The 14,330-nt window shown below is 45.1% G+C and carries 9 protein-coding genes; 8 read left to right on the top strand and 1 reads right to left on the bottom strand.

Features of this window, described 5'->3' with window-relative positions; translation table 11 throughout:
- Window positions 1–44 precede the first annotated feature (44 nt).
- The 8 genes from BC643_RS20480 (at window position 45) to BC643_RS20515 (ending at window position 12,403) form a co-directional block, all read left to right on the top strand.
- Complete coding sequence (locus tag BC643_RS20480; protein ID WP_211338156.1) at window positions 45–3,272, top strand: TonB-dependent receptor; 3,228 nt, start codon at window positions 45–47, stop codon at window positions 3,270–3,272.
- A gap of 13 nt (window positions 3,273–3,285) precedes the next feature.
- Complete coding sequence (locus BC643_RS20485) at window positions 3,286–4,821, top strand: RagB/SusD family nutrient uptake outer membrane protein (RefSeq protein WP_120275155.1); 1,536 nt, start codon at window positions 3,286–3,288, stop codon at window positions 4,819–4,821.
- 307 nt (window positions 4,822–5,128) lie between these two features.
- On the top strand, window positions 5,129–6,121 hold the full coding sequence (locus BC643_RS20490; protein WP_120275156.1) for an alpha/beta hydrolase: 993 nt from the start codon (window positions 5,129–5,131) through the stop codon (window positions 6,119–6,121).
- A gap of 249 nt (window positions 6,122–6,370) precedes the next feature.
- Entirely contained in the window at window positions 6,371–7,762 is a 1,392-nt protein-coding gene (locus BC643_RS20495) for a pectate lyase family protein (protein ID WP_120275157.1), read from the top strand.
- 33 nt (window positions 7,763–7,795) lie between these two features.
- Window positions 7,796–8,782, top strand: coding sequence for a pectinesterase family protein (locus BC643_RS20500; protein ID WP_120275158.1), 987 nt, complete (start codon window positions 7,796–7,798; stop codon window positions 8,780–8,782).
- 12 nt (window positions 8,783–8,794) lie between these two features.
- Window positions 8,795–9,589, top strand: coding sequence for a rhamnogalacturonan acetylesterase (locus BC643_RS20505; RefSeq protein WP_120275257.1), 795 nt, complete (start codon window positions 8,795–8,797; stop codon window positions 9,587–9,589).
- 6 nt (window positions 9,590–9,595) lie between these two features.
- Window positions 9,596–10,585 carry a pectinesterase family protein gene (locus BC643_RS20510; RefSeq protein WP_120275159.1) on the top strand — a complete coding sequence of 330 codons (990 nt, stop codon included), beginning with the start codon at window positions 9,596–9,598 and terminating at the stop codon, window positions 10,583–10,585.
- 138 nt (window positions 10,586–10,723) lie between these two features.
- Window positions 10,724–12,403 carry a glycoside hydrolase family 28 protein gene (locus BC643_RS20515; protein WP_120275160.1) on the top strand — a complete coding sequence of 560 codons (1,680 nt, stop codon included), beginning with the start codon at window positions 10,724–10,726 and terminating at the stop codon, window positions 12,401–12,403.
- 161 nt (window positions 12,404–12,564) lie between these two features.
- Here BC643_RS20515 and BC643_RS20520 read toward each other — a convergent pair whose 3' ends face one another.
- Window positions 12,565–14,301, bottom strand: coding sequence for a coiled-coil domain-containing protein (locus tag BC643_RS20520; RefSeq protein WP_120275161.1), 1,737 nt, complete (start codon window positions 14,299–14,301; stop codon window positions 12,565–12,567).
- Window positions 14,302–14,330: the final 29 nt, after the last annotated feature.

Below are 14,330 nucleotides of genomic sequence, written 5' to 3' on the forward strand. Positions count from 1 at the left end.
GCTCCTCTGCGAGTATTGCCTCTTGGTACAAAAGATTGTTAATTATGAAATTGACACTTGTCTTATGTCTGTTTGTCGGGCTGTTGAGTTCAATGGCTGAGACGAATGCTCAAAGTACCCGCCTAAATCTGAAAATTCAACAAGGAACAGTGAAAGATGTCATCGAAGAGGTTGAACGTCAGACTGATTATTCATTCATGTACGATAACAATGTTTTGGACGTGAGTCGAAATATCACGGTTGTAACCGAAAACTCTTCGATCAAGGAAATCATGGATCAGGTTGTTGAAGGACAAAATCTAAAATATGAATTGGTCAACCGTTTTATAGTAGTATCCGAAAAAGGCGCCACTGTAAATCAACAAAAAGAGATAAAAGTAAGTGGTAAAGTGACCGGCGAAAAGGGCGAGGCCCTGCCCGGGGTGACGATCGTTGTGAAAGGAACGTCAACCGGTACGGTAACCGATTTCAACGGAAACTACTCACTGGCCGACATTCCGGGTGATGCGACTTTGGTATTCTCGTTTGTGGGGATGCAAGCTCAGGAAGTTGTTGTTGCCGGCCAAAGCAAGATCGACGTGGTCCTGCAAGAAGAATCAATTGGTTTGGAAGAAGTTGTTGCGATTGGTTATGGTACCATGAAGAAAAGTGATTTGACCGGTTCTGTTTCCTCCATCAACAGCGATAAATTTCAGGTGGGGGCTGGATTAACTCCGCAGGCGATTATGAAAGGGTCGATCTCCGGTGTCAGTATCAGTCAAAACTCGGGTAAACCCGGAGGTACCAACACAATCCGTGTTCGAGGCGGTACGTCAATCTCGGCTTCCAACGAACCTCTGTATGTTATCGACGGTGTTCCTATTTCTACTTCAGCAGGTGTGAGCTCTACCAAATTAAGCAGTACTTACGACTATTTTGACCAGGAGGCTGTGGACCCTTTGTCGAGTATCAACCCGAATGATATTGAGTCGATCAACATTTTGAAAGATGCGTCGGCCACTGCAATTTACGGTTCACGCGGTGCCAATGGTGTTATCATGATCACCACCAAACGAGGCAAAGCCGGCAGAACGCAACTGGATTATTCGTTCAACACCGGATTCTCAAATGCATCAAAACAGCTGGATGTTTTGACAGGTGATGAATATCGGTCGATTGTTAACGAACTTGGGTTAACGCTGGATGATAAAGGGGATAATGCGAATTGGCAAGACCGGATTGAGCGAACAGCTCTTACAACCAGTAATTTCCTGTCGTTGACAGGTGGTGTTGAGAAAAGCAACTACCGCGTATCGGTTGGTTACAGTGACCAGGAAGGTATTATCAAAAGTTCAGGCGCGAAGAATTTTAACAGTCGGGTTAATCTGACGCACACCGAACTTGACGGCAAATTGAAATTCGACGTTAACATGAGTTACGGTCAGCAAACGACCAATCAGGCTCCCGTGTCGAACACCGTAGGTAGTGAAATGGGTAGTAGTATTCTTTATGAAGCTTACGTGTTCAATCCAACCTATCCGATTTACGATGAGAACGGAGATTATTACAATGTGCCGCCTTATCGTGTTAACCCGGTTTCGTACACCACCGACCTGCTTGACGAACGGAAAAGTACCAAGTTCCTGGGGAACATCAGCGCTTCGTATAATTTCATTAAACCGCTTACTTTCCAGGTTAATGGAGGATACAATGTCAACCAGCTTGACCGTAATTCCTACATTTCAAAAAGCAACCTGCTCGGTAATGGTAATGATGGCTATGTTAATATCCAGAAGTTAGGCGATTACAATAAATTGCTCGAAACGATCCTGAAATATGATCAGAAGTTCGGAAAACACGGAATTAATGCAATGGCCGGTTATTCATACCAATATTTCTACAATGAAGGCTTTAATCAAAGTGCTTCCGGCTTCCTTTCAGATGTTTTCAAATGGTACAGTATCCAGGCAGCCACATCAATCAATATTCCAACAAGCTATGCCGAGGAGAACAAATTGATCTCCATGTACGGACGTGCAAACTATAACTATGACGACCGATACCTGTTCACAGCCACGCTGCGTCGTGATGGTTCGAGCCGGTTTGGTGCCGATAACAAATGGGGGTTATTCCCATCAGCAGCTTTTTCGTGGCGTGTTTCAAACGAAGATTTCTATAGTAGCAACCTGGTGTCCGATTTGAAATTCCGCGCCAGTTATGGTGTGACCGGTAGTCAGGAAATCGGAAACTACAATTCATTAAGTACTTTAAGTGCAAGTAGTAGTGGTTATATCGTTGGTGGCTCGAAAGTTACGATTGTAATGCCTGCCCAATATGCTAATCCGGATTTGAAATGGGAAGAAACTGCTCAGGTTGATATTGGTATTGACTTTGGATTTGTTGGAGGCCGTTTGCAGGGGAGCTTAGATTGGTACTCTAAAAAGACTTCCGATCTGTTGCTTTCTATTGATATTCCATCTCCGTCCTATATCTCCAAACAAGTTGCAAATGTCGGAGCTGTGCGCAACTCCGGGATTGAATTTACTTTAAATGCCGATTTGATTCGTTCCGGAAACTTCAAATGGAATGCAAATATCAATGTTAGCCACAACTCCAACAAAGTGCTGAGTTTGGCTAACGACAAATGGGTTGGTGAGGATATGCAAACTGCACCTTGTCAGGGACAGGGGCTATCAGGTACCTACGCTCAGTTGATTACGCCAGGCCAACCTTTGGGAACTTTCTACGGTAAGCGTTTTATTGGTTTCGATGAAGACGGATTAGAACAATATGCCAATGATGGCGAAAGTGAAGTGATTGGATGTGCCCAACCCGACTTAAGCTTTGGTTTTGCATCAAACTTTAGTTACAAAAATTGGTCGTTAGCCATGAACTTCCATGGTACTTTAGGCAACGACATCTATAATGGTACACGAAACAATCAGGCCTACCTGAGCAATTTGCCTGGTCGTAACGTATTTAAGGAAGCGGTTACAAGTGGCGTAAGCAGGAGCCAGGCAAAAGCATATTCGTCGCGGTTTATCGAAGACGGATCATTTCTCCGTTTGGATAACCTGACTTTAGGTTACACTTTCAATACAACGAACACATTCCTGTCGAATGCGAAAGTTTATGTATCCGGGCAGAACTTGTTTGTTATTACCGGTTATTCGGGTTTAGATCCGGAAGTAAACTCGGAAATATCGAGTACAGGAACTGCACCTCTGGGTATCGATTATTTGAGTTATCCAAAAGCAAGAACATTTACGCTTGGAATTAATGTGTCATTCTAAATAATAATTGAAAATGAAAACATACAAAATATTAATAGCTTTAGCTTGTGCAAGCTTGGTTTATACTTCGTGCACCGATCTGGATGAAGTTACTTATGGCCAACTTTCACCAACGACATATTATCAGAATGAAACTGAAGCCCTTTCTTCTGTGGTTGGTGTATACAGCCTTTTGGGCAATCTACATTCCGCCGGAGGCGATGGCTGGCGTTTTACCGAATACGGAACTGATGAGTTCTTCTGCCCGGGTAAAGCAAGTGGTGGCTGGTATGATCAAGGCGTTGACGAGGTTATGACTCATAACTGTACTTCAAGCAACGGTCGTATGGTAACTGCATGGAATACGATTTTTAAGGAAATCGGCGCAGCAAACGCTGTTTTGGAAAGCTTGGAAGCTTCACCTAATGCTGATGACTTAACGGCCATGATTGCAGAAGTTCGGGCTCTGAGAGCTTTTGGGTATATGCGTGCCATGGATTTCTGGGGTAATGTGCCAATTTTTACCGATGCACGGGTTGAGTCAACCAATTTGCCAAGCACAAATACGCGTGCCGAAGTATACCAGTTTGTTGTTGACGAATTTACAGCAGCTGCTGCCGATCTTCCATCGGTTACAACAGTTGACAGAGATGCCTATTACCCTCGTTTGACAAAAGAATCGGTTTATACTGCTTTGGCTGAAGTCTATCTAAATTCCGAGATTTATTCGGGGACTGCAGATTATAGCAGTTGCTTAGAGATGTGCAACAATGTGATTAGCACGAATGCCTTTTCGCTGCAGTCAAGTGTTGGAGATTGTTTCCTATCATCCAACGAAAATAATTCGGAAGTGATCACAGCCATTTCGGTAGATCCAGCCAAAGGAGTGGGCGGTAACCAGTTTATCTTGTATGCTCAACCAGCCCTCGACCAGCAAAAATATGGCTTGGGTTTCGGTCCTGCCAATGGTTATTGCTTTGATGATACAGCTTTGGAACGCTATGAAGATGGCGACGACCGGTTGCTGTTGTTGGAATACGGTCCTCAATACTACCTGGATGGCGTGACTCCGCTTGCCGACTCGAAAGGCGTTCAGTTGAATTTAATCACATTGGTTGAGCCTACCCGTATGGCAATTGCGGATAATGAAGGTTATAAAGTGTTGAAGTATTCACCGGTCGGTGCCACCTTCACAAGCTATAATGCGGATAATGATTATGTCGTTGACCGTTATGCGAACGTTTTGCTGATGAAAGCAGAAGCCCTGACCCGACTAGGGCAGGATGCAACTACTGCATTAAGTCTTGTAAACCAAATTCGGGAAAGAAGCAATTGTGTTGCTTTAACAAGTCTGACATTGGACGACATTGACAAGGAAAGAGCACGTGAATTGATTTGGGAAGGAAAACGCCGGGCGGATATGATCCGTTTTGGGACTTATTTTACAAGTACCTGGTTCTACAAACAAAACGTTGAAGATCCGGTTGCGGATGCTTGGAGAGGTCTTTATCCAATCCCCGACATTCAAATAACAAACAATCCAAACCTGGTGCAAAACCCGGGATATTAAAATTCAATTTAGGCATAACACAGAGGGCCGTCTTTAATCGGACGGTCCTCTGTTGCTTTTGGCGCCTGACCTTCACCGAATTGTTGTAATATTCGCTGCCTTTGGTAATTTATAGTACGAGGTTTGACGCGACGAACCTATCGAAATAACCAGTTTGTATTTGAGTTAAAGTGAAGTGACTTCACCTAAGTCCGGACTGGTGATTTGTCCCCCCGAATGTGTTGATTGGTCAACGTTTTTGTCAGCTAATCTTCCGTAGCTTTGATTAACTAAATCAAAATCAATTATTGCTTGAACCTGAATAGTCATGAAGAAAATCTTAATCACCCTTAGTTTTCTTGCTTTTCTTTCAACTTTAGCCAGTGCTCAAACCTGGAACCCGGCGATTCCCCGTGATACCAGTTTTACGATTTACAGTAACTGGCAGAAGTGGAAAAAGAGCTATCCCGATGCTAAACCTGCGAAAGTGGTTATTGCCGAAAACGTGCAGGCCAACTACGATGTGGTTTATACAACACTGAAAGGCACTCCCTACGGCGATCGTGATTTGCACATGGATATCTTCAGTCCGAAACAGAATGGCAAGTATCCGGCCGTACTTTTGGTGCACGGAGGTGCCTGGGCAACCGGCAGCAAAGCCAATCAGGCGCCGATTGCGGCGTACCTGGCGTCGAAAGGTTATGTGGCGGTAGCGGTTGAGTACCAATTGGTGCTTGAAGCAACTTATCCGGCAGCGGTTTATAACATCAAATCTGCGATCCGTTACTTACGGGCTAACGCTGAAAAACTGAATATCGATCCTGACAAAATAGCAATTGGCGGTTCCTCTGCCGGTGGGCAGTTGGCGTGTCTGGTCGGTTTGACGGGAGACCTTGAGAAGTTCGAAGGAGAGCAGGGGAATGAAGGATTTTCAACTTCCGTACAAGCTATTGTTGATATGGATGGTGTGATTGATTTCATGGCACCGTGGTCGTTGAAAAGTGAGCGGAAGCCGGACTCCTATGATGTGCGCTGGCTCGAAGGCGACTTTTACCAACGACCGGATCGCTGGAAAGAAGCTTCCCCAATCTTTTGGGCAAACGAAAAGATGCCGCCCATGCTTTTTCTAACCAGTCCCCATCCGCGCTTTACAGCCGGAATGAACGAACTTACCGCCATGATGGACTACTGGGGAATTTACCACGAGAAGCACACTTTCGATATCAAATACCACGCGTTTTGGTTGGTTGAACCCTGGTTTGACGAAACGGTTGTTTACATCGAAAAATTCCTCGACAAAGTTCTAAAAAAGGAAGAATAAGATTCGGGCTTTGTACCACCGTTTTGTGTCCTTTTAAGGGAATGTAAATTGGCGATGATAAGTCGGTCTGAGTTATTCAAGGCAATGCCGGTGCTCCTAATAAGATGAAGTGTAATCTGAATACTGGTCACTGCGACTGATCACTACTAGCAGCACGTCTCTGTCATTTTATCCCCGCTGTTGTATCAATATGCCACCCCCTGTTCTCACCGCTGTTGGTACCTTTACAGACAACTAACAAACCAAGAAATGAATCACATCGCAAATCGTTTTAGACTGTTATTTGTAACACTGCTTTTGGGGACCACAGTCGCAGCTACAGCAGCTGTCCCTTTGAAATCTTCAGAAAAACAAATTGCATTTCCTGGTGCTGAAGGCTGTGGGAAATATACCACCGGAGGTCGTGGCGGAAAAGTGATTGCCGTCACAAACCTGAATGATTCGGGGGAAGGAAGCCTGCGGGCTGCCCTAAACGAAGAAGGAATACGGACAATCATTTTTCAAGTGTCCGGAACAATAGCGCTGAAATCGGAGCTGCGGGTTCGCTACGGCAATTTTACCCTGGCAGGTCAAACTGCCCCGGGCGATGGTATTTGCGTTGCGGGCTACCCCGTTCTGATTGATGTCGACAATGTGATTATCCGCTACATGCGCTTCCGCTTGGGCGATGAAAATAAGGTAGAAGCGGACGCCATGTCGATTCGACATTCAAAAAATATTCTGATTGACCACTGCAGCTTCAGTTGGGCAACCGACGAATGTGCGTCGCTTTACGAGATGCACGAGTCAACCGTGCAATGGTGCATTATTTCGGAAGCACTGAACAACTCGGTTCACCGCAAAGGAGAACATGGTTACGGTGGTATTTGGGGAGGCGAAAATGTGAGCTTCCATCACAACCTGTTTGCACACAATTCGAGTCGAAACCCACGCTTCAACGGTTCGCGCTACAATGTGCCCTGGACCGATGTGGTCGACTTCCGCAATAACGTCATCTACAACTGGAAAGTAAACAGCACTTATGCCGGCGAAAAGGCCGAGCAAAATATGGTCGCCAATTATTACAAACCCGGTCCGGCGACTCCGGAAAAGCTTTCACATCGCATTTTTAATGTTTTTAGGGCGAAGGACGATTTGCCCTTTGGTCAGTTCTACATTGCCGATAACTACGTGTTTGAAAATGAAAAGGTGACTAAGGACAATTGGAACGGAGGTGTTGATCTGGATGAGGGAGCCGTTCTGGAAAAGGCGAAATCGGACAATCCTTTTCCGTTTTGCCCGATTGAGCAGGAAACAGCACAGGAAGCTTATCTGTCGGTGTTAAAAGGCAGTGGTGATAGCTTTGTCCGCGATGCGGTGGATCAGCGGATCGTAAAAGAAGTGGAGACCGGAACGGCGACGTTTCGTGGCTCACGGGGAAATTTGCCCGGAATTATCGATTCGCAAACCGATGTTGGTGGCTACCCTGAATTGAAATCCAAACCCGCGCCGAAAGATACCGATGGCGACGGCATACCCGATAAATGGGAAGAGCAAAAAGGATTAAATCCGAAAGATGCAGCAGATGGCTCAGCCTATAAATTGTCGGATGACTATACGAATTTGGAAGTGTACTTAAACGAATTAGTTGCAACTAAATAATCAAAGGAATAAAACGAGAATTCCATCCCAATTATGAAAAGATTACAAATTTTACTGCTCGCTTTGCTGGCGGGGTTTATGGTTGAGGCGAAGGATGTTAAAGCCGACTTTATCGTGGATCAGTCGGGCACTGGCGATTTTAAAACGGTTCAGGAAGCCATTGATGCTGTTCCCGATTTTCGGAAGAATGAAACGGTCGTTCTCATTAAAAACGGGATTTACAAAGAGAAACTGGTTTTACCAACCAGCAAACGCCAGGTCACTTTTATTGGCGAGAATAAAATGAAAACGATCATCACCTACGACGATTACGCGCAAAAAATGAATGTTTTTGGCGAAGAAAAAGGAACGACCGGTTCATCGGGCTTTTTCATTTTCGCCGATGATTTTAAAGCCGAAAATATCACTTTCGAAAATTCGTCCGGTCCGGTAGGGCAAGCTGTGGCAGTGCGCATATCCGGCGACAAAATCATTTTCAACAATTGTCGCTTCCTGGGAAATCAGGATACACTGTATCCGCAAGGCGATCGTAGCCGGCAGTATTACAAAAATTGCTACATCGAAGGAACAGTCGACTTCATTTTTGGTTGGTCGATTGCGGTGTTCGATAACTGCGAAATCTTCTGTAAAACGAGTGGATACGTCACAGCAGCTTCAACCCAGGAAACCAACAAATACGGATTTGTTTTCCGGAACTGCAATATCACGGGTGATGCTGAAGACAGCACCTTTTTCCTGGGACGTCCGTGGCGTCCGTATTCAAATGTGGTTTACCTGAATTGTAATCTGGGAGCGCAAATTAAAGCGGAAGGTTGGAACAATTGGGGAAAAGAAAGCAACGAGGAAACTGCTTTTTATGCCGAATATAGAAGTACCGGTCCGGGAGCAAATGCGGAAGCACGTGCGGCCTGGTCTCATCAGCTGACCGATGAAGAAGCCGATCAGTACACCTTGAAAAACATTTTCGGTTCGGAGTCAGTTTCTCCGGCTTTTGCTGACGACTGGATTCCGGAACTCTAAATGAAATTGAAAATGAACAGAAAAATTATCGTATTTGCACTGGCCCTATTGGCTTTTGGATGTCAGCCCAAGTCACAGGAAGACGAAAACAAACGCCCGACGAAGATCTTTCTGATTGGCGACTCAACGGTTGCCGACTACAGTTTGGAAGAAAATTACAAGCAACAGAAATTCCCGATCACCGGATGGGGGCAGGTGTTTCAGGCGATTATGACCAAAGATAGCCTGGCAAAAATCAAAATTATTCCGGCCGATTCTGTCATTGTGGACGACCGGGCAAAAGGAGGTCGCAGCACACGTACTTTTTTACAGGAAGGGCGGTGGCGCTCGGTTTACGACGAAATGCAACCTGGGGATTTTGTACTGATGCAATTTGGGCACAATGATGCTGCCGAAAATAAACCGGAGCGTTATGTGAATATCCAGGGATACAAGGAGTTTTTGCGTTTGTTTGTGGGCCAAACCCGGCAGAAAGGCGGTATCCCGGTATTGATTACTCCCGTAACCCGCAACTATCCCTGGGAAAATGACATTTTGTTGGGAACTGTTCACGGCGACTATCCCCGGGCAATGAAAGAGGTGGCGGATGAACTGAATGTTTATCTCATCGATCTCACATCCACCTCGGCCGAGCTGTTTACGCAAATCGGGAAGGAATATGTAAATGATCACTTTTTTATGAACCTGCCGGCAGGAGTTTACGAAGCTTATCCCGACGGACAAAACGATAACACTCACTTTCAGCCGGAAGGAGCGAAAGCCGTTGCCGGCTTAGTATTTGAAGGATTACAGAAACTAAAAAAATAAGAGAGAATGAAAACTGTCAGAAAACTAGTTTTGATTTTAATCGCTGTCATGGGAATGATTGGCAGCAGCTTTGCCGACGTCAAATACGAAATGACTGTAGCGAAGGACGGAAGCGGCGATTTCACCAGCATTCAGGAAGCAATTAATGCCACCAAAGCATTTCCGGATCAGCCAATCGTTATTCACATTCAAAAAGGTATTTACATCGAAAAAGTTCGGGTATATTCCTGGAATACGAAGTTGACTCTGAAGGGCGAAGACGCAAACGAAACGATCATTACCTATGACGATCATTTCGAGAAACTGAACCTGGGACGCAACAGTACTTTTCATACCTATACCCTAAAAGTTGAAGCGAATGATTTTATAGCCGAAAACCTGACCATCATTAATTCATCGGGCCCGGTTGGGCAGGCGGTGGCTTTGCATGTTGAAGGTGATCGTTGCCAGTTCCGGAACTGTCGTATTTTGGGACACCAGGACACGCTTTACGCAGCCGGCGAGGGGAGTCGTCAATACTACAAAGACTGTTTCATTGAAGGAACCACGGATTTTATTTTCGGTGAAGCGATTGCTGTTTTCGACAACTGCACTATTAACAGCAAAAGCGATTCGTACGTAACTGCTGCGAGTACTGTCGAAAATCAACCTTTTGGCTATGTGTTCCTGAACTGCAAATTAACGGCTGATGAAGGTGTTTCGAAATGTTACCTGGGACGTCCCTGGCGCGATTATGCGAAAGTTGTTTACCTGAATTGCGAGTTGGGAGGCCATATTCTTCCCGAAGGCTGGTCGAACTGGGGCGGAACGCAGCGCGACCAAACTGCCTATTATGCCGAATACCAAAGTTCAGGAGCGGGTGCAAATACAGAACAGCGCATTAGTTGGTCGCATCAGCTGAGCGACAAAGAAGCAAAAGCGTACACGATTGAAAATATTTTCAACCCCGGAAATCGGGTTAAAAGCGGAACTGATAACTGGAATCCAGCGGAATAAGTCATTCGTTGTCATTAATAGTTATTTCGTGGACAATTGGAGAAGAGAGTGCTTGCAATAAAATGACTACTGAATGACAATCAAATGACCATCTATGACGACATTCATTTAAAGACGAATACTCAATCACTATTTTATATGAAAAAGCAATTTCTTTATTTGACCGGAAGCTTGTTAATGAGCATGTTGGTGGCGTGTCAATGCCCAACAACGGAAACGAAGCAGGAGCCTTCATCGATCGCAGGAATGAACCTGCCTTTTGAAATGCCTGAGATACAAGTGCCAACTTTTAAGGCTGATACTTTTAATATCGTCGATTTTGGAGCAGTACCAAACGATCACAGCCTGAGTACTGTAGCCATCAACTCGGCCATTAAAAAATGTTCGGAATCGGGCGGAGGTGTCGTTTTAGTTCCGGCAGGCTTGTGGATAACCGGTCCGATTTACATGCAAAGCAATGTGAATCTGCACACAGCTAATGGTGCGTACATTCAGTTTACAGCAGATTTAAATCAGTATAAATTAATCGACTCGTTCTTTGAAGGACTGAGCGAAATTCGTTGCGAGTCGCCCATCATGGGACGCGATTTGGAAAATGTTGCGATTACCGGGCAGGGGATTTTTGATGGCGATGGCAGCAAATGGCGTCAGATTAAAAAAGAAAAACTGACGGCAAACCAGTGGAAGGAGTTTGTGAACTCCGGAGGTGTGGTTGTCGACGACCGCAAATGGTACCCGTCTGAAGCATCGATGATTGGTAACGAGCACAAAGATCAGTTGCCGAAAGAATGGACGCTGGAAAATATGGAGCCTTTCAAACACTACCTGCGCCCTGTGATGGTGAGTTTCGTGAATTGTAAGAAGTTGTTGCTGGAAGGTGTGACTTTCCAAAACTCACCGGCCTGGAACGTGAACCCGCTGATGTGCGAGCATGTAACTTTGCGCAACCTGAGCATTCGCAATCCTTGGTTTTCGCAAAATGGCGACGGCTTGGATTTGGAATCCTGCCGCATTGGGGTGATCGAAAATTGTAGCTTCGATGTGGGGGATGACGCGATTTGTATTAAATCGGGTAAAGATGAAGATGGCCGCGAACGTGGCAAACCAACCGAGCTGTTTGTCATTAAAGACTGCGTGGTTTACCACGGTCACGGTGGTTTTGTGTTGGGTAGCGAAATGTCGGGTGGTGTGCGTAACCTGTACGCTAAAAACCTCACCTTCATCGGCACAGATTGTGGTTTGCGTTTTAAAAGTACGCGGGGTCGCGGTGGCGTGGTCGAAAATATTTGGATGGAAGACATCCGCATGAGCAACATCCCGACCGAAGCCATTCGTTTCAACCTGTTCTACGCCGGCAAGTCGCCATCAGAAGATCCGATCACGGGCGACCTGATTATTGAATCGGCTCCTGTTAGCGAAGAAACACCTGCTTTCCGCAACATGTACTTTAAAAACATTTATTGCGACGGTGCGAAACAAGCTGTCAAAATTGTGGGGATCCCTGAAATGCCGGTTGAAAATATCCAGTTCGAAGATATGCTGATTAAAGCCGACAAAGGTATCGGTATCAATTACGCGTCAAAAATTGGCTTTAAAAATGTGGCCCTGCACCTTGACGAAGGCGGTGTAGCGGCAACTTTATCGAACAGCCAGGATATGACTTTTGATGCTTTTGAAACGACGGGTGCGGAACAGCTGTTCAAAATTGGTGGGACAACCACAAAAAACGTAAAACTGAATATGGCTGGTTATACGCTGAACGAAAAAGATGTAGAAGTTTTACCGGCAATAAAAGACGAAGTTCATTTGCTGAATTAAAGATCAAAGCGACATATTGGATTTTAGTTTTATGAGTAGGGGTGCTCTCCGTGTTTAAGCGGAGGCACCCCTTTATTTATGGGGAAGATAGTAGCGACCTGGTCGCGAGTATATTTGTCAAAAACGCGTTTTGCTTGGTATTGCAGATCGGAGAGGTATACCTAAAAATGGATTAGAAGGCCGAATCCGAGTTTGCTGTAGTCCAACTCAAATTCCTGATCTTCAACTGAACTGTCGTAGCTGGATACAGTTTTGTTTTCAACGCCGATAGCATACCTGACCATAAATAAGTTGAACAAGACTGCTGTTGCCCGGCCTCCATAGAAAAATCCATCGTTGTTATAAGTAATTTCATTTTTCCAGTTTTCTACAATATACTCACTGCTGTAGCCACCTACTTCGCCTCCTAAATACACTTTAAACCAATATTTTCCAGGCTCGGCTTGAAGTCCTTTAAAAACTTTTACATCAAGTCCGGTGCTCCAGGCAAACGAGGACTGCATCTCTTCCGAAAAGCCTTCGTCCAATTTCCCAAAAGCGAGGTCCCAGTTTACTGCATCAGCAATTCCTAGTCCGACACCGTAAAGCATGAACATGGTCGATTCACTGTCTGCTTCGCTTTCACTGCTGTATAAATCAAGTGTTCCTCCGAAGTGTGTAATCACTCCACTCTGAACGCCTTCAACCACTGCTGGAGCATACGTATTCGAAAATTTTGCTATCTGTTTCGACGTTTGTTCCATTTGTGCTTCCTGTTGTTTCACTTTGGCCATTTGTGCGTCATATGCTGCTTGTCTGCGTGCCTGCTCCAGTTCTTGAGCTGATTTTTGTTGCGAAGCACTTGTAGTGGAGCCTGACTGGCCGCTTGAACTTGATTCAGATTTGGCAGCCGTTGTTCCCGAGATGGAACTGTTTGTTTGACGCGTGGAAGAATTGGTTGTACTCTTGGAGGAGCTACCGGAATCGCTCCCCAAAGCGTTATTATCCGAACTGCTATTATTCGCGGTCGAACTCACTGTTTTCGTTCCTTGTTCTTTGTCTGCGGCTGACTGAAGCTTGGCCAATTGTTCGTCCACTTGACTAAGTTCGTTACTGTAATTGTTCGCTTCGTCAACCTTTGACAATTCCTGGTAAAGATTCTTCTTCTTCGTGAGACCTTCTGAAGTATTGGGTAATTGGGCAATCTCTGTTTTTAGCGATTTTATTTTCGCATTTTTAGCGGTCTCCTTCTTTTTAAGTTCCGCCAACTGTTCGTCAATCTTGCTAATTTGACTACTATACTTATTGTTTCCTTCTAGCTTATTTAAAGACTCGTAGGCCGATTTTTTCTGAACTAATCCTTCCCAGTTGTCGCCCAACGAATTGATTTCAGCCCTTAATGCAGCTATTTTTAAGTTTTTCTCTTTTTTTGCCTTCGCCTCGTTTAGGATTGACTGGAAGGTGTCTCCGCATTTTAGGATATTCGACTCAGCGTATACGCCGTATCGGTCACGATCGGCTTGACTGAACTTTAGTCGCATGTTATAGAGTTCAAATGAAGGGTGACTTTCCAGCGTTTGGAGACTTTCGAAAGAAACGGATTGACCTGATTCAACAGTTTTGGCACCGCCACTTCCCTCGAAACTCCAGCGGAGGCTGATCCACATTGCTGTTGGTGCGTTGTTCTTGATGGTGAGTCGATACATCACCTGTGGTTTGTCTTTGCTATAATTGTATCCGCGTTTTACTGCGACATCCAGGTTTAAAAACTGATAACATGTCGGCGTATAGCCTTGCACTGTTGTCCATTGTTTAGGAGGTTCTCCCCCGAGTTCATAATCTACCTTAAGCGTCAGGCGCTCTTGTCCAAAGGCGTTTATCCCGAATACGATGAACAGAAAGAGTAATGTTTTTTTCATAGAGATTTTTATTTGAGTTGATTATTTGT

It is taken from the genome of Mangrovibacterium diazotrophicum (assembly GCF_003610535.1).
In the GTDB taxonomy this organism is placed as follows: Bacteria; Bacteroidota; Bacteroidia; order Bacteroidales; family Prolixibacteraceae; genus Mangrovibacterium; species Mangrovibacterium diazotrophicum.